11 protein-coding genes are annotated in these 18211 nt (G+C 68.0%); 9 read left to right on the top strand and 2 right to left on the bottom strand.

Translation table 11 applies throughout. From position 1 onward, the window contains the following. Window positions 1-6: 6 nt before the first annotated feature. Window positions 7-2754: a M10 family metallopeptidase C-terminal domain-containing protein gene (locus tag QO010_RS05710; RefSeq protein WP_307347195.1), complete on the bottom strand. Its 2748-nt coding sequence runs from the start codon at window positions 2752-2754 to the stop codon at window positions 7-9. Between the two features lie 100 nt (window positions 2755-2854). Continuing rightward, window positions 2855-4066, bottom strand: coding sequence for an acyl-CoA dehydrogenase family protein (locus QO010_RS05705; RefSeq protein WP_307347192.1), 1212 nt, complete (start codon window positions 4064-4066; stop codon window positions 2855-2857). A gap of 93 nt (window positions 4067-4159) precedes the next feature. Between QO010_RS05705 and QO010_RS05700 the strand changes: the two genes are divergently transcribed. From QO010_RS05700 to QO010_RS05660, 9 genes are all read left to right on the top strand, one after another. Further along, complete coding sequence (locus QO010_RS05700) at window positions 4160-6226, top strand: 3-hydroxyacyl-CoA dehydrogenase NAD-binding domain-containing protein (RefSeq protein ID WP_307347189.1); 2067 nt, start codon at window positions 4160-4162, stop codon at window positions 6224-6226. Window positions 6227-6561: 335 nt separating this feature from the next. Next, window positions 6562-9825 (top strand): beta strand repeat-containing protein, encoded by a 3264-nt coding sequence (locus tag QO010_RS05695; protein WP_307347186.1) that lies wholly within the window; start codon window positions 6562-6564, stop codon window positions 9823-9825. Between the two features lie 27 nt (window positions 9826-9852). After that, the gene (locus tag QO010_RS05690; protein ID WP_307347184.1) at window positions 9853-9978 is read left to right on the top strand and encodes a hypothetical protein; all 126 of its coding nucleotides are present in this window, start codon (window positions 9853-9855) and stop codon (window positions 9976-9978) included. A 226-nt stretch (window positions 9979-10204) separates the two neighbouring features. Next, complete coding sequence (locus QO010_RS05685; protein ID WP_307347181.1) at window positions 10205-13126, top strand: hypothetical protein; 2922 nt, start codon at window positions 10205-10207, stop codon at window positions 13124-13126. 81 nt (window positions 13127-13207) lie between these two features. Beyond that, window positions 13208-14764 carry a class I adenylate-forming enzyme family protein gene (locus QO010_RS05680; protein WP_307347178.1) on the top strand — a complete coding sequence of 519 codons (1557 nt, stop codon included), beginning with the start codon at window positions 13208-13210 and terminating at the stop codon, window positions 14762-14764. A gap of 32 nt (window positions 14765-14796) precedes the next feature. Further along, window positions 14797-15414, top strand: coding sequence for a hypothetical protein (locus tag QO010_RS05675; RefSeq protein ID WP_307347175.1), 618 nt, complete (start codon window positions 14797-14799; stop codon window positions 15412-15414). Window positions 15415-15456: 42 nt separating this feature from the next. Continuing rightward, window positions 15457-16089, top strand: a complete 633-nt coding sequence (locus QO010_RS05670; protein WP_307347173.1) for a hypothetical protein — start codon at window positions 15457-15459, stop codon at window positions 16087-16089. A gap of 86 nt (window positions 16090-16175) precedes the next feature. Next, on the top strand, window positions 16176-17117 hold the full coding sequence (locus QO010_RS05665; protein ID WP_307347170.1) for a D-alanyl-D-alanine carboxypeptidase family protein: 942 nt from the start codon (window positions 16176-16178) through the stop codon (window positions 17115-17117). A 44-nt stretch (window positions 17118-17161) separates the two neighbouring features. Beyond that, the gene (locus tag QO010_RS05660) at window positions 17162-18202 is read left to right on the top strand and encodes a L,D-transpeptidase family protein (protein WP_307347167.1); all 1041 of its coding nucleotides are present in this window, start codon (window positions 17162-17164) and stop codon (window positions 18200-18202) included. The last annotated feature ends 9 nt before the right edge of the window (window positions 18203-18211 follow it).

Here is an 18211-nt window from a genome sequence, read left to right as displayed (position 1 = left end):
TTCCGCCTAGAGGATCCAGCCGCCGCTGTCGCCGGTGACGTTGCCGCTGATCTTCATCCGGTAGTCGGCCTTGCCGTCGCCATCCACGTCGAGCGACAGCAGGGTGATGTTGGTCGAGGTCGTATAGGCCAGGGTCATCTCGCCGGCGTGCTTGCCGAAGGCGCCGACCAGATGAAAGGCGTCGTCGGCTGCGGTGCCGGTATTGGCGTCAATGGCCGCGAGGTCGAGCCTGTCGCCTTCGACCTTGTTCAGGTCGTAGACGAAATCGATCTCCAGGGTCCGGCCGGCCGGCGCCTTGCTGGAATAGACGCTCTCGGCCAGCACTCTGAAGGTGTCCGCTCCCGACCCGCCGGTCATCAGGTCGTTACCCGTCCCGCCGGTGATGGTGTCGGCGTTGCCGCCGCCGAGGATGGTGTCGACACCCGCCAGGCCGCTCAGCGCATTGGCCCCGTCATTGCCGGTTAGGCGGTTGGCGAGCCCGTTGCCGGTCCCCGACAAGTCGGCCGGGCCCTGCAGCTCGAGCTGCTCGATCTCACCGCCCAGGACCCAGCCGATGGCGGCGCGGACGATATCGACGCCCTCGCCCGCCGCCTCGGTGGTCTGGTCGTTCTGGTCGTCGACGAAGTAGATATCGTTGCCCAGGCCCCCGGCCATCGCGTCGGCGCCGGTCCCGCCGTCCAGGCTGTCGTTGCCCGCCCCGCCGTCGAGCGCGTCGTTGCCGACGCCGCCGCTCAACTGGTCGGCGCCCTCGCCGCCGTGGAGCTGGTCGTTGTCGTCCTCGCCGAACAGCTTGTCGTTGCCGGTCCCGCCGTCCAGCTGATCGGCGCCCCAGTCGCCATGCAGGATGTCGTTGCCCAGCCCGCCCAGCAGGTCATCGTCGCCCAGGTCGCCGTTGAGGGTGTCGTTGCCTTCCGCCCCGTCCAGCCGGTTGGCGCCGCTGTTGCCCAGGATGTAGTTGTTGAGGGTGTTGCCGGTCCCGTTGAGGCCGGCCGAGCCGGTCAGGGCCAGGTTCTCGACATTGTCGCCCAGCGTCCAGCTGCGGCTGGACCGCACGAAGTCGGCTCCCCCGCCCGGCGCCTCGATCACCACGTCCAGGTTGCTGTCGACGAAATAGACGTCGTTGCCCGCGCCGCCCGTCATCCGGTCGGCGCCGGCGCCGCCATCCAGCCAGTCGTCGCCGTTGCCGCCATCCAGGATGTCCTTGCCGGCCAGCCCATAGAGGAAGTCGCCGCCCTCACCGCCGCCGAGATTGTCCAGGCCGCCCCCGCCGATCAGGGAGTCGTTGATCGGGGAGCCCGACGAAGTCACACCGGCCACAGGTCCGCCCTGCGGTCGGCCGAAGAGGACATAGGCGGCGCCCTGCGCTGTGCCGCCGAAATGTGCTGAGCGGGCGCCGATAACCAAGTCGTCATAGCCGTCGTGGTTGAGGTCGCCCGCGGACGAAACCGAAAAGCCCAGCTCGTCGTTGGCAAGGGCCCCGTCGATACGGAGACCAAAGCCGGTCGCCGGCGCGGCCAGGTTCAGGTCGGCCGGAAAGCCGTCCTCGTTGCCATAGATCACATAGGCCGAGCCGGAATAGGTCCCGTGGGGGTCGGCTGCCCGGGCCCCGATAACGATGTCCTGGAAGCCGTCGCCGTTGACGTCACCGGCGGCGGCCACCGACCATCCTGCCTTGTCGCGGAAGGCGGCGCCGCTGATCCTGAAGCCATTGGTCCCGTCCAGGGCCGAGAGGTCGATGTCCGAGGTGAAGCCGCCGGCCTTGCCGTAGACGACATAGACCGCGCCCGTCTCGGACCCGTTGACTGAGGCCGCGTAGCCAGCGCCCAGGATCAGATCCTGATAGCCATCGCCATTCAGGTCGGCCGCGGCGACCGACTCCCCCAGACGGTCGCCGGTCGTCAGGCCGCGAATGATCACGCCGCTCCCGCCGGCGAGGCCCGTGAGGTCCACGACGTTGTTGGGCGCGTTCGCCGCGCCGTAGAGGAGATAGACGAAGCTGGTCCCGCTCTGATTGGGCGCGCCGACCAGGATGTCGTCGAAGCCGTCCTGGTTGATGTCGGCCGTGGCCACTGAGGCCTGGCCGATATTCGCCCCGAGGTTGACGGTCATCCGGAAGCCGTCGATCCCGCTGAGGGCCGCCGCGTCCAGGCTGGATGCGAAGGCGCCGCCGTGGCCAAACACCACCACGCCGGGGCTGGATCCGCTGGCGTCCAGAATCACGTCGCCGAAGCCGTCGCCGTTGATGTCGCCGGCCGCGGCGGCGTAGGTTCCCAGGCGACGGATTGAATCGGCGATCAGGAAGCCGTTGGTTCCGTCGATGCCGGAAAGATCGAAGTTGGCGGCGAAGGCGCCGGCATGGCCGAACACCACCCAGGCCCCGCCGCCACTACCCGCCCGGCTGACGATCAGGTCGTCGAAGCCGTCTCCATTGACGTCGCCAGCCGCGGATACGGCTCGTCCCGCCCAGTCACGCATTGCCGAGCCGGTCAGCTTGAAGCCGTTAACCCCGTTCAGGGACCCCAGGCTGAAGCTGGCGGGAAAGCCGCCGGGGCCGCCGAACACCACATAGACCGCGCCGGTGTTGGTCCCGTGCGCGGCGCCATAGGGCGCGCCCACCACGAAGTCGTCATAGCCATCGCCATTGACGTCGCCGGCCGACGACACCGAAACGCCGGCATGCTCGCCGCCCGTCCCGGGGACGGCGAAGCCGTTGACGCCAGTCAGGGTGCTGACCGCTACCGTGATGATCGCCATGAAGTCCCCCCTCGCGGCTCAACTGTCCGCGCCGAAAGTCAGCAGACTAGCGGCAGATGCGAGGTCAGGTCGAGATCGACGTCGGGGGCGCCCCGACCGCCTAGAGCCCCAGAACCGCCTTGGCGATGATGTTGCGCTGGATCTCGTTCGAGCCGCCGAAGATCGAGGTCTTGCGGGTGTTGAAATAGACCGGCGCCGCCTTGACGTCCCAGCCGTTGCCGATCGGCAGGGCGTTGTCGCCGGCCGGGGGGAACTCGCGGTAGAAGGGTTCGCCGAAATGGCCGGCCGCTTCCAGGGTCAGTTCGGTCAGGCGCTGGCCGACCTCGGTGCCCTTGATCTTCAGCAGCGAGGCCTCGGGGCCGGGGCCCTTGCCGTGCGCCTCGCCGGCCAGGGTGCGCAGCTCGGTGTATTCCAGGGCGGTGAGGTCGATCTCCAGCTCGACGATGCGGCGGCGGAAGTCGGCGTCCTCGATCAGGCTGGTTCCGTCGTCGCTCGAGGCAGTGGCGGCGATCTCACGCAGCCGCTCGATGCCGCGCTTGGAGCGGGCGACGCCGGCGATGCCGGTGCGCTCATGGCCCAGCAGGAACTTGGCCACCGACCAGCCCTTGTTCTCCTCGTGGATGCGGTTCTCGACCGGGACCTTCACGTTTTCCAGGAAGACGTCGTTGATCTCGTAGCCGCCATCGACGGTCTTGATCGGACGGACCGAAATGCCGGGGGTCTTCATGTCGATGAGCAGGAAGGTGATGCCCTCCTGCTTCTTGGCCGTCGGATCGGTGCGGACCAGGAAGAAGCCCCAGTCGGCGTGCTGGCCCTGGGTGGTCCAGGTCTTCTGGCCGTTGACCAGATAGTATTCCTTGCCGTCGTCTCCGGTGAAGCGCTCGGCCTTGGTCGAGAGGCCCGCGAGGTCGGAGCCGGCGCCCGGCTCGCTGTAGCCCTGGCACCACCAGATGTCGCCGCTACGCGTGCCGGGCATGAACCTGGCCTTCTGCTCGGGCGTGCCGAAGGTGAAGATCACCGGGCCGATCATGCCGATGCCAAAGGCGGTCTGGGTGGTGTTGGCCCGGGCCAGCTCCTCGGAGAAGATGTATTTGCGGACCGGGTCCCAGGTCGTGCCGCCATGCTCCAGCGGCCAGGACGGGGCCAGCCAGCCCTTTTCGTGCAGCTTGCGGTGCCAGGCCAGGATGTCTTCCTTGCCCAGGGTCTCGCCGGCTTCCTGCTTGCGGCGGGTCTCGGCCGGATAGTTGGCCTCGATCCAGGCGCGCACCTCGGCGCGGAATTCACCGTGTTCCGGCAGGAAATCCAGGTCCATTATCGCCTCCCAACCCTGACCTTGGCTGGACTCTGCGGTCCAGTTATGCAGGGTGCGCTCAAACAAGTGTTTCAACGATAGGGGCGAGGCGCCATGGCCGCAATCAATTCCGTTACCGACCTGACTTTGGACGGCGACATCGCCGTCATCACCCTCAACAGCCCGCCGGTGAACGCCCTGTCGTTCAACGTCCGCGACGGCCTGTTCGAAGGCTTCAAGGCCGCCATCGCCGATCCGAAGGCCAAGGCCATCGTGCTGATCTGCGAGGGCAAGACCTTCATCGCCGGCGCCGACATCAGCGAGTTCGGCGGGGCCCAGAAGGGCGCCAGCCTGTTCGAAGTCCAGACCATGATGGAGGATTCGCCCAAGCCGGTGATCGCCGCCATCCACGGCACCGCGCTCGGCGGCGGGCTGGAAGTGGCCCTTGTCGCCCACTACCGCGTCGCCGTGCCCTCGGCCAAATGCGGCCTGCCGGAAGTGAACCTGGGGCTTCTTCCCGGAGCGGGTGGGACGCAGAGACTCCCCCGCATCGTCGGCGCCGAAAAGGCCCTGGAGATGATGACCAGCGGCAGCCACGTGCCGGCCAAGCAGTGCCTGGCCATGGGCCTGGTCGATTCGCTGGCCGAGGAAGGCAAGCTTCTGGAGGGCGCGGTCGCCTTCGCCCGCAAGGTGCTTGAACAAAGTATGCCGCTCAAGAAGGTTCGGGATCGTGAAGTGACCGCCGACCCACAGGTCTTCGCGGACTTCCGCAAGGCCAACGCCCGCAAGTTCCGCGGCTTCCTGGCCCCGGAATACAACATCCAGTGCATCGAGGCCGCCTGCACCCTGCCCTTCGACGAGGGACTCAAGGTCGAGCGCAAGCTGTTCATGGAACTGGTCACCGGCGTGCAGTCGGCCGCCCAGCGCTATGTGTTCTTCGCCGAGCGCCAGGTCTGGAAGATCCCCGGCATCGCCGACGACACCGCCATCATCCCGGTCGCCACGGTCGGCATCATCGGGGCCGGCACCATGGGCGGCGGCATCGCCATGAACTTCCTCAATGTCGGCATCCCGGTGAAGATCATCGAGACCAAGCAGGAAGCCCTGGACCGGGGCCTCGGCGTCATCCGCAAGAACTATGAGAACACCGCCAAGCGGGGCCGCCTGACCCTGGAGCAGGTCGAGGAGCGCATGGGCCTGCTGACCGGCAGCCTCGAGCTGGAAGACCTGGCCGACAGCGACCTGATCATCGAGGCCATCTTCGAGAACATGGCCGTCAAGAAGGAGGTGTTCGGCAAGCTGGACAAGATCGCCAAGGCCGGCGCGATCCTCGCCACCAACACCTCGGCCCTCAACATCGACGAGATCGCCACCGCCACCACCCGGCCCGAGGCGGTCATCGGCCTGCACTTCTTCTCGCCGGCCAACGTCATGCGCCTGCTGGAAGTGGTCCGCGCCGACAAGACCAGCGACAGCGTCATCGCCACCTCGATGCAGCTGGCCAAAAAGATCGGCAAGATCGCCGCCCTCGTGGGCGTCTGCCCCGGCTTCGTCGGCAACCGCATGCTGTTCCAGCGCCAGAACCAGGCCCAGGCCATGGTCATGGAAGGCGCCATGCCCTGGGACATCGACCGGGTGCTCTACGACTTCGGCTTCCCGATGGGGCCGTTCGCCATGAGCGACCTGGCCGGCCTCGACATCGGCTGGAACAAGGACACCAGCAAGGGCGAGACCATCCGCGACCGCCTCTGCGAACTGGACCGCCGCGGCCAGAAGACCGGCGCCGGCTATTACGACTACGACGAGAACCGCAACGCCAAGCCCTCGGAAATCACCGAAGGCATCATCAAGGAATTCGCCGCCAAGACCGGCCGCAACCAGCGCGACATCTCCGATGAGGAAATCCTGGAGCGGACCATCTTCCCGATGATCAACGAGGGGGCGAAGATCCTGGAAGAGGGCAAGGCCATCCGCCCGTCCGACATCGATATCGTCTGGATCAACGGCTACGGCTGGCCGGTCTATCGCGGCGGGCCGATGTTCTACGGCGACACCGTGGGCCTGGCCAAGGTGGTCGAGCGGCTGAAGCACTACCAGTCGCAGATGGGTGACTTCTTCAAGCCCTCGGCCCTGCTGGAAAAGCTGGCGGCTGAAGGCAAGCGCTTCCAGGACATGAAATAGGGCTCACGCCAGGCGGTCTTGGCTGAATCTGAGATCTACGCCCCGCAGGGAAACCCGCGGGGCGTTTGGCGTCAATGGCAACGTCGCTGACTACGCATGAAGATCAGTGGCGAGGCACATCTCGATAGCGACGGGTGAGCGCCCCGTCACCGCCAGTTGTGGCAGAGACGAAAGACAAGTGCGCGGCGCGATATAAAATATCAGGCAGCCGATATTGGGCAGGGTGAATCGCCGATAAACTAAAACGCCCGTTCTTACTTTCGCTCAATTCCTCGACACCCGATCTTCCGCCGCCTTATGCCGGAGTCGCGCGTTGCAGCGACGGGGTTTTCGGCATGGCGGATTTCGCACCGGTCATCGACATTCTCACCATGGACAGCGCGACCGGGTCCTTCATCCAAGGCATCCAGCCTGGCGACCAGGCGGGGTGGTCTGTCGCTTCGGCGGGTGACGTCAATGGCGACGGCTTCGAGGACTTCATCATCGGCGCCAGGACCGCCGACGCCAACTACGTTGGTAACAGCGGCGCCGCCTATGTGGTGTTCGGCACGGGCGGGGGCCCCCCGCAATACACCGACCTCACGGCGCTGAACGGGACCAACGGCTTCAAGCTTAGCGGCGTGGGGCTTGGCGACGCGGCCGGTACGTCCGTGGCTTCGGCCGGCGATATCAACGGCGATGGCTATGGCGATGTGATCATCGGCGCGCCCAATGCCGATGCCAATGGCGTGTCCAATGCCGGGGCCGGTTATGTGCTGTTCGGCCATGCCGGCGCCTTTGCCGCCAATCTGGACGTGTCCGCCCTGAACGGAATCAACGGCTTCATGCTGAGCGGCGTGGCGGTCAATGACTACGCGGGACGCGCGGTGGCCTCGGCCGGCGACATCAATGGCGACGGCTATGATGACCTGATCCTCGGCGCGAAGAACGCCGACCCGCATGGCCTGGATTCCGGGACCAGCTATGTCGTGTTCGGCCATGCGGGAGGCTTGGGGGCCGGCGGGTTCGGGGCCAATCTGGACCTTTCGACGTTGGACGGAACCAACGGTTTCAAGCTGAGCGGCACGACGGCTTCGGACTTTGCCGGGCGCTCCGTGGCGGCGGCCGGCGACATCAACGGCGATGGCTATGGCGATCTCCTCGTCGGCGCCTACCGGGCAGATCCGCACGGCCTCGACTCCGGCGCTGGCTATGTCGTGTTCGGCCATGCGGGAGGCTTGGGGGCCGGCGGGTTCGCGGCCAACCTGGACGTCTCGGCCCTGGACGGGACCAACGGCTTCAAGCTCAGCGGGGTGACGCACAATGAGGTCACCGGCTTTACCCTGGCCTCGGCCGGCGACATCAACGCCGACGGCTATGACGATGTGATCATCGGCGCGCCGCTCGCGCCGAACGGCACAGGGACCGGCGCCGCCTACGTGGTGTTCGGCAAGGCCGGTGGCTTCGCCGCCAACCTCGACCTGTCGACGCTGGACGGAACCACCGGCTTCAGGCTCACCGGCGGAGCGGGCGGTGACCTGGCCGGCTACTCCGTCGCCTCGGCGGGCGACGTGAATGGCGACGGCTACGGCGACCTGATCATCGGCGCCAGCCGCGCCAGTCCCAACGGCACGCTGTCCGGCTCGACCTATATCGTTTTCGGCAAGGCCGGCGGCTACGCGGCCAATATCAACCTGTCCGGTCTCAACGGCCACGACGGTTTCAAGGTCAACGGTGTCGCGGCAGGCGACAACACCGGTTTTTCGGTGGCCTCGGCTGGCGATGTGAACCATGACGGCTTCGATGATGTGATCATCGGGGCGCCTAACAGCGATCCTCTTTTTGGCGGCGCCAACGCGGGCTCGGCCTACATCATCTTCGGACACGCGACGACGGCGGCGGCAACGGTGACCTTCACCGGCGATGGCTCGGCCGATACGCAGAACGGCGACAGCGGCGCCGACACGCTGTCAGGGGGTGGCGGGGCCGATACGCTGTACGGCCAGGCCGGCATCGACACGCTGGATGGCGGCGACGGCGATGACATCCTCAATGGCGGCGCGGGCGTGGACGCCATGACCGGCGGGACCGGTGACGACGCCTTCTATGTCGACAACGCCGGCGACACGACGGGGGAAGCGAGCGGCGAAGGCTATGACACCGTCATTTCCAGCATCAGTTGGACGCTGGGGGCGAATCTGGACGCCCTGGGCCTCACCGGCGCCGGCGACATCAACGGGACGGGCAACGGCTCGGCCAACGCCATCAATGGCAACGCGGGCGACAACACGCTGAACGGCGGCGGCGGCGATGACGTCATCCACGCGGGCAACGGTATCGACAGCCTGGTCGGCGGGGCGGGCAAGGACATCCTCTACGGCGAGACGGGCGCCGACACGCTGGCCGGCGGTTCGGAGGGCGACTGGCTGGACGGCGGCATCGGCGCCGACACCATGTCGGGTGGCGCGGGCGACGATGTCTATGTGGTCGACAGCGCCAGCGACACCGCCATCGAGGCAGGTGGCGAGGGGGCCGACACGGTCCGCGCCTCGGTGACCTGGACCCTAGCCGCCAACTTCGAGACCCTGGTCCTGGACGGCGCGGGCGACATCAACGGGACCGGCAACAGCGTCGCCAACCAGATCGTCGGCAATGTCGGGGCCAACCTGCTGGACGGTGGCGATGGCGATGACCTGATCAAGGCCGGGGCCGGGATCGACACCGTGCTCGGCGGCATCGGGGCAGACCAGCTGCTGGGCCAGGACGGCAATGACAGCCTGGACGGCGGCGACGGCAACGACCGGCTGGACGGCGGGCTTGGCGACGACAGCCTGATCGGCGCCGTCGGCAATGACATCATGGACGGCGGGGCCGACAACGACACGCTGGCCGGCGGGACCGGCAATGACCAGCTGAACGGCGGGACCGGCATCGATACGCTCAGCGGCGGCGACGGCAATGACGTGTTGGATGGCGGCGTTGGGGCCGACGCGATGACCGGCGGCCTGGGTGACGATACCTTCTATGTCGATGACGCCGGCGACACGACGGTCGAGGCCTCCGGCCAGGGGAGCGACACCGTCCGCGCCACGGCCAGCGTCACCCTGGCGGCCAACATCGAGAACCTGGTGCTGGAGGGCGTGGGGAATATCGACGGGACCGGCACCAGTGCGATCAACGCCATGACCGGCAACGCCGGCGCCAACATGCTGGACGGCCTGGCCGGGGACGACGTGCTCAAGGGCATGAACGGCGACGATTTCCTGATCGGCGGGACAGGGTCCGACATCATGGTCGGCGGCGCCGGAGCCGATACCTTCGTCATCCGCCAGGAGTCGATCCACGTCAGCGGCCCGATCGAGATCGACACGGTCAACGACCTGCTCGCCGGGCAGGGCGACAGACTGGACCTCTCGGCCATCGACGCCGACAGTTCGACCGGGGGCGACGACGCCTTCCACCTGGTCGGAAGTTTCAGTCACCAGGCCGGCGAGATGACCCTCAGCTTCGCCGGCGGGATCACCACACTGCAGCTGGACGTCAATGGCGACGGCCTGGCCGACTACCGGATGAAGATCAGCGGCGACGTGCATCTCGACAGCGGCGGGTGGCTGCTCTGAGGGCGCGACGGCTGGCCGGTCTATCGCGTGGGCCTGGCCAAGGTGGTCGAGCGGCTGAAGCACTACCAGTCGCAGATGGGCGACTTCTTCAAGCCGTCCGCGCTGTTGGAGAAGATGGCGGCCGAGGGCAAGCGCTTCCAGGACATGAAGTAGGCGCCGGCCGTAGTCCAAGATCAGCGCCCCGTGGGGAAACCTGCGGGGCGTTTTTCATGGGCGCGGCGGGAGTCCCAAATTCCCCATTGCGGGCGCCGGACCCCGGCCCCGCACGGAATAGGTCCGATTTAGTACACTGCCGCAAAGCGGCCGAAGCTGGTGGGTTTGGCGCGCCAGGCTTTCGAAGGCGGTCAGGGGATCGGCCAGCCTGGCGGGGGCGAGCCTCATGCCGGCATTCGACGCGGTCATCGAACTCATCGACCTGTATGGCGGGGATGGCGCTGTGGTCGCCGGCGCCGGGAACGGCGACAAGGCGGGCATCTCCGTCGCCTCGGCGGGGGACGTCAACGGCGATGGCATCGACGATTTCATCATCGGCGCCATCCAGGCCAACGGCAATACGGGCGCCGCCTATGTGGTGTTCGGCCGGGCCGGCAGCCTGTCCAGCTACCTGGATCTCGGGTCGCTGAACGGGACCAACGGCTTTCGGCTCAGCGGCGCCGGGGCCTTCGACTACACCGGCCTGTCGGTCGCGTCGGCGGGGGACGTCAACGGCGACGGCTACGATGACCTGATCGTCGGCGCCTACGGAGCCGACCTGTATGGCGACTATGCCGGCACGACCTATGTGGTGTTCGGAAAGGCCGGCGGCTTTTCGGCCAATCTCAATCTGCTGAGCCTGAACGGGACCGACGGCTTTCGGCTGAACGGCGGGAATGAGGACGACTACGCCGGCTACGCGGTGGCCTCGGCGGGCGATGTGAACAACGACGGCTTCGACGACATGATCGTCGGCGCCAAGGGCGCCGGGGCGAACGGCGTCAGCTACGTCGTATTCGGCAAGGCTGGCGGCTTTGCCGCCGACCTCGACCTGTCAGCCCTGAACGGGGTCAATGGCTTCCAGATCAGCGGCGCGGCCGCTGGCGACGTGGCCGGTTTCTCCGTGGCCTCGGCCGGCGACGTCAACGGCGACGGCTACGGCGACCTGATCATCGGAGCCATTCTGGCCGATCCCAACGGCGGCAGTTCGGGGGCCAGCTATGTCGTTTTCGGCAAGGCTGGCGGTTTCGGGACCAATATCGACCTTGGGGCACTGGACGGGAACAACGGTTTCAGGCTGAGCGGCGTGGCCGCCGGCGACAACGGCGGCGAGTCGGTAGCCTCGGCCGGCGACGTCAATGGCGATGGTTATGACGACATCATCATCGGGGCGTTCCAGGCCGACCCCCATGGCGACAGTTCCGGCGCCGCCTACGTGGTGTTCGGCAAGGCTGGCGGCTTCGCGGCCAATCTGAACCTCGCGGCCTTGGACGGAACCAACGGCTTCAGGCTCAGCGGCGTGGCGGCCGGCGACCGGGCCGGTTTCAGCGTGGCCTCGGCGGGTGACTTCGACGGCGACGGCTATGACGACCTGATCATCAGCGCGCCCCGCGCCAGCCCGCACGGCTCGCAGTCGGGGGCCAGCTATCTGGTGTTCGGCAAGTCCGGCGGCTTTTCCGCCAACCTGGATCTCTCGACCCTGGACGGCGACAGCGGCTTCAAGCTCGCCGGCGTGGCGGCCAACGACCGGAGCGGCTGGTCCGCGGCCTCGGCCGGCGATGTCAATGGCGATGGCTATGACGATCTGATCATCGGCGCCCCGTTTGCCGACTACAACGGCGCCGATTCGGGCGTGGCCTATATCCTCTACGGCCACTCCAGAAGCGTCAGCTTCACCGGCGGTTCCGGCGCCGACACCCAGGACGGCGGCGGCGCCAGCGACACCCTGTCCGGCGGCGACGGCGCCGATGTCCTGAACGGGCTGGGCGGCATCGACACCTTGAACGGCGACGCCGGAGACGACACGCTCGATGGCGGCGACGACGCCGACAGCCTGACCGGCGGGGTCGGCAAGGACATCCTCTATGGCGGCGCGGGCGGCGACAGCCTCTCGGGGGGCTCGGAAGGCGACTGGCTGGACGGCGGGATGGGTGTCGACACCATGGCGGGCGGGACGGGCGATGACAGCTATGTCGTCGATGATGTGGGCGACACCATCAACGAATCCGGCGGCGAGGGTAACGATGTCGTCGTCGCCCAGATCAGCTGGACGCTAGGCCTCAACCTCGAGCGGCTGCTGCTGGACGGCTCGGCCAACATCGATGGGACCGGCAACGGCCAGGCCAACACCATGGTCGGCAACAGCGGCGACAACCGGCTCGACGGCCAGGGCGGCGAGGACGTCATCAAGGGCGGGCTGGGGGCCGACACCCTGCTGGGCGGCGACGGGGCCGACCTGCTCTACGGCGGCGACGGGAACGACAGCCTGGACGGCCAGAACGACAACGACCGGCTGGACGGCGGCGCCGGCGCCGACACCCTGGTCGGCGGCGGCGGCAATGACGTGCTCGACGGCGGGGCCGACAACGATACGCTGGTTGGCGGCATCGGCGGCGACACGCTGAACGGCGGGGGCGGCTCCGACAGCCTGGACGGCAGCGAGGGCAACGACCTGCTGGACGGCGGGACCGGGGCCGACATCCTGTCCGGCGGGCTGGGCGATGACATCTACTATGTCGACGACGCCCTCGACACGACGTTCGAGCTGGGCGGCCAGGGCACGGACCTGGTGCGGGCGACGGCCAGCTTCACCCTGGAGGCCAATATCGAGAACCTGGTGCTGGACGGCGTGGGCGACATCGGCGGGACCGGCAACGGCCTGGCCAACGGCGTCACCGGCAACGCCGGGAACAACACTCTCGACGGGGGCGGCGGCGACGACGTGCTGAAGGGCCTGAACGGCGCCGACACCCTGATCGGCGGGGCCGGCTCCGACATCCTGGTCGGCGGGGCGGGAGCCGACACCTTCGTGGTTCGGCAGGAGTCGATCCAGACCAGCGGCGCCATCGAAGTCGACATGGTCAACGACCTGATCACCGGCCAGGGCGACCGGCTGAACCTCTCCGCCATCGACGCCGACAGCAACACGGCTGGCGACCAGGCCTTCCATCTGGTCGGCAATTTCAGCCACCAGGCCGGGGAGATGACCTTGAGCTTCGCCGCCGGGATCACCGTGCTGTCGCTGGACGTCAACGGCGACGGCCGCGCCGACTACCGCATGAAGATCAGCGGCGACGTCCACCTCGACAGCGGCGGCTGGCTGCTCTGACGGCCGGGCGCCTGGACCTGGGCCGGTTCAGTCTTCAAGATTGGCCAGCATTCCGTCCACCCTCGAGTTCCGCCTATCCGCATGCCGACCATCGCCGACTACCAGACCGCCGAGTTCGGCCTGCTCTCCGACCTCATCCGCATCCACGCCCACGAGCGGCCGACCCATCCGGCCCTGGTCCAGGACGGCGACAGCCTGAGCTACGCCGAACTCGACGCCCTGATGGACCGCGTGGCGGCCGGGCTGCAGCGCGACGGGGTCAAGGTCGGGCAGGCGGTGGCCATCTGCGCCACCACCTCGCTGAACTACGCGGCGCTGTTCCTGGGCTGCCTGCGGGCCGGCGTCGCCGCCGCACCGCTGGCGCCCTCCTCCACCCCCGAGCAGCTGGCGGGCATGGTGGACGACTGCGGGGCCAGCCTGTTCTTCCTGGACCATGGCGTGGCCGAGGCGATGGCGGGGGTGATGGACCAGGTCAAGGCCCGGCGCATCGCCCTCGACGGCGGACCGGCCGGCGAGGCCTTCGTCCACTGGCTGCCACGGGCGGGCGCGAAACCGGCGCCGGTCGAGATCGACCCCAAGACCCCGTTCAACATCATCTATTCGTCGGGAACCACCGGCACGCCCAAGGGCATTGTCCAGTCGCACGCCATGCGCTGGCGCCACATGGGGCCCCGGGAGGACGGCATGGGGTTTGGCCCCGACGCCGTGTCGCTGATCTCCACCCCGCTCTATTCCAACACCACCCTGGTCTGCTTCTTCCCCACCCTGGCGGGGGGCGGGACAGTGGTGATGATGGCCAAGTTCGACGCGGGCAAATACCTGGAGCTGGCCGAGCGCTACCGCGTCACCCACTCCATGCTGGTGCCGGTGCAGTACCGCCGGCTGATGGAATATCCCGATTTCGGCAAATACGACCTCACCAGCTTCCAGATGAAGTTCTGCACCAGCGCCCCCTTCGCCGCCGAGCTGAAGGCCCAGGTGCTGGAGCGTTGGCCGGGGGGCCTGACCGAGTATTACGGCATGACCGAGGGCGGCGGCGGCTTCGTGCTGTTCGCCCACCTGCACCCTGACAAGCTGCACACCGTCGGCCAGCCAGGCGCCGGCTCGATCATCAAGCTGATCGACGAGGACGGCAAAGAGGTCGCCACCGGCGAGGTGGGCGAGATCGTCGGCCGCTCGCCGGCCACCATGAACGGCTACTGGAACCGCCCCGACAAGACCGCCGAGGCGCAATGGACCGACCCGGCCACCGGCGAGGTCTATATCCGCACCGGCGATGTCGGCCGGCTGGACGCCGAGGGCTTCCTGACCCTGATGGACCGCCGCAAGGACATGATCATCTCCGGCGGCTTCAACATCTATCCGTCGGACATGGAGGCGGTGATCCTGCAGCACGACGCCGTGGCCGAAGCCGCCGTGGTCGGGGTGCCCTCCGACGCCTGGGGCGAGACCCCGGTCGCCTTCGTGGCCTTGAAACCCGGCGCATCCGCCACCGCCGAGGAGATCAAGGCCTTCACCAACGGCAAGGTCGGCAAGACCCAGCGCCTGTCCGACCTGAAGCTGGTCGACAGCCTGCCCCGCAGCCACATCGGCAAGGTGCTGAAGCGGGAATTGCGGGACGGGTACGCGGCGGGATAGCTTCTCCCGGCAATTGCCCCGGGGGGCTGATCATGATGCGCATTGCGCTACTGGCGACGGCAATCGCAGCCGCCGTGGTCGCCGGCCTTTGGGCCTGGTCTGTTCACCCCAATTGGCCGGAACCCAGGACGGTCCTGCATCCCCTTGAATGGAGCGCCATCCAGCGCAACGCGGCCGGCGGCGGTTTTCCAACCGACGTGGAGAGCGCCAAGGCGCGAATCTTGTTGGCCGAGCGCGGCGCACGCCCGAAGGACTGGAAGGCGCAGCCGGGCTGTTGGACCCTGGACCGGGCCCTAAGGCATTGGCGGGTCTGCGCCGCTCCGGACGGTCGGACCCGGTCCATCGCCCTGACCTGGCCCAAGGAGCCGGCCTATCCGCGTGACCATCCGGATCGGGCGACCGTGCGCGAGGGCATCAATCTTCTGGTCTGGGTGACCTCGCCCGGCAGTGGCCTCGCCGACCGGCAGGCCCTCCTTGTCCGCGCCGAAGAAAGAGACCTTGGTCCCGCCGCCATCGTGGGCGTCGCCCGGATTCGTGGCCTCTACAGGCCCTACAGCGAACTCTATCTTCAGGCCATGCCCGCCGCCCTCCCCCTGCCCCCAGACTGGACCTATCGCCCTCCGCCACCGCCCGAATACTTTGTGGATTAGCGAGATGAGCATGAGATTTCCGCCGGCCCCTGGGGTTCGGACATGATCCGCAACGCCCTGGTCGCCACCGGGGTTATCGCGCTGGCGCTCGGCGCCTTTTGGCTGTGGTCGCTCTACCCGCGCTGGCTGGATCTGCGGCCAATCCTGCATTCCACCGAGTGGGCCGACGTTCGCCGCAAGGCAGCCGGGCGGGGCTTTCCGACCGAGCCGGGTCGAGCCAAGGCGCGCATACTGCTCGCCGAACGCGGCGTGCGGTGGAAGGACTGGGACCGTATTCAGCAAGAAGGTCGGGAGTGTTGGGGCCTGTCGGCCAATCCGCGCCTATGGACGGTTTGCCAGGGCGCCGACGGCCGCGTCCAGATGGTGAGTCTCGATTGGCTGCCCCCTAGCGGATATGTTCCCGATCGGCCCCCGCCGGCCATCGTAAAGGATGGCCTAGCGCTGCTGACCTGGGTGACGGCGCCCTCGGCTGACGAAGCGTCCCGCGCCCGACTGGCGAAAAGAGCTCTTGAGGGGTTGGATCCCGGTCCCGCCACGGTCATCGGAGAGGCCCGTGTTCGTGTGGCCTTCGGGCCGTTCGAACGGTTCGTCCTGGAGGCCATTCCAGCGGAGACGCAGCCGCCTGCCGATTGGACCTATCGTCCATTCCGGCCGGATTTCAGGCCGCGACTTTGACGTCTGAAGGTGGGCGAAGCCAGCGGCGCGGTCCCCATCCACGCTTTGGGGCGTTAGAGTCGGAACCTCGACGCCCGGAACCCTGAATGAAGCGCTTCCTCTGGATCTGCCTGATCGCCGGCCTCGGGCTGGGCGGCTTTCTGTGGTGGTCCAATTCGCGGCTGGCGCCTGAAGTCCAGGCCGCCACGTCTGCACGCCTGGCGGAGGTGCGGGCCGCGCCCAACTCCACCTTGACCCTGGCCGGCGGGCCGGGCGTGGTCTCGCCTTGCATCGGCCGGCCGCGGTTCGCCACCGCGGCGTCTCAGAACGCCATGAACCTGAACAACCTGGCCTGGAGCCCCTTCCGGCGGCCGGAGATGGGCTGGCGGACCTATGCCCCGATGGTCGCCAGCGAGATCGGCTCGGACTGCCCCTATGACAGCCAGGTCTTCGCCGACCGGCTGGCCGGCTGGCAGGCGGCGCACGGCCTGCCAGCCAGCGGGGTGCTGGACGCGGCCAGCTTCGACGTCATGCGGGTCATCTGGCACCGCCGCCGCCCGTTCGTGCAGCTCAGCCGCTCGGGCTGCCCCGCCGCCCCGGACCCGGCCAGCCTGGCGACCATCCCCGCCACGATGACCTATGGCTCGCGGCCCATGCTGCTGCGGGCCGACGCCCTGGCGGCCCTCAAGCGCATGACCGCCGACGCCCGCGCCGCCGATCCCGCCATTGCCCGCGACCGGCAGGCGCTCTTGGTATTCTCCGCCTTCCGCGCCCCGGTCGACGATGACCTGCGCTGCCTGACCGAGGGCAACTGCGACAACATCGGCCGCACCACCTGCTCGGCCCACCGCACCGGCCTGGCTGTCGACATCGTGGTCGGCGCGCGGCCCGGCGGCCGGGTCGATTCCGCCGAGGACGCCAACCGCCGCTTCCAGAGCCAGACCCCCGCCTATCGCTGGCTGGTGCGCAACGCCCGCCGCTACGGCTTCGTGCCCTACGTCTACGAGCCCTGGCACTGGGAATGGGCCGGAGCGGGCCTGGGGGCCTGACCTTTTGGGGGGAACGTCCGCCCGGTTGAGACGGTTAGGGGTGCATGAGTCACACCCGCGCCTACCTCGCCGCCGCCAGCCTGTTGGCCCTCGCCGCCTGCGGTCCCGATCCTCAGCCCCAACCCAAGCCAGCGACCCCTGTCGCCATCGCGCCGCCGGCGCCCGTTGCGCTTCCCGCGCCAGTCCTGGCCGGCGGGGCGATCGACACCGCCCAGTATCAGGCCCCGGCCAGCGACCAGCGCACGCCGGACGTCATCCGCGCCCAGGTGCTGCTCGACCGCGCCCACTTCTCGCCCGGCGTCATCGACGGCCGCTCGGGCGAGAACGTCCGCCAGGCCATCGCCGCCTATGAGACCTCGGTCGGCCTGCCTTCGGACGGGGTGCTGGACCAGGCGGTGTTCGACAGGCTGACCGCCGCCGACGGCGCGCCCGTGACAATGTCCTACGCCATCACCGCCGAGGATGTGGCCGGGCCCTTCGTCCCCGACCTGCCCAAGGATCTGGTCGACCAGGCCAAGCTGAAAAAACTGGCCTATCGCGGGCCGCAGGAGCTGCTGGCCGAGAAGTTCCACATGACCGAGGACCTGCTGGCGGCGCTCAACCCGGGGGTCGATTTCGGCCAGGCGGGCGCCAGCATCACCGTCGCCGCCATCTCGCCCACCGTCCTGCCCGAGGTCGTGGCCTCCATCGAGGTCGACAAGACCGAGCGATCGGTCAAGGCCTTCAACGCCCAGGGCAGGCTGCTGGCCTTCTACCCGGCCTCGATCGGCAGCGACGACCGGCCCGCCCCCAGCGGCCTGCTGAAGGTGGTCGCCGTGGCCCCCAACCCCACCTACACCTACGACCCCAGCCGGCTGACCTTTGGCGACAAGCAGAAGAAGGTGACCATTCCCCCCGGCCCCAACAGCCCGGTCGGCTCGGTATGGATCGACCTCTCCGAGGACACCTTCGGCATCCACGGTTCCGACGAGCCGGCCCAGATCGGCAAGCATTTCAGCCACGGCTGCATCCGCCTGACCAACTGGGACGCGCTGCAGCTTTCGAAGAGTGTGAAGAAGGGCGTGCCGGTGAAGTTTACCGGCTGAGAACCGATG

It is taken from the genome of Caulobacter ginsengisoli (assembly GCF_030814835.1).
GTDB classification, from domain to species: domain Bacteria; phylum Pseudomonadota; class Alphaproteobacteria; order Caulobacterales; family Caulobacteraceae; genus Caulobacter; species Caulobacter ginsengisoli.
This window is presented reverse-complemented; position numbering and strand designations above follow the sequence as displayed.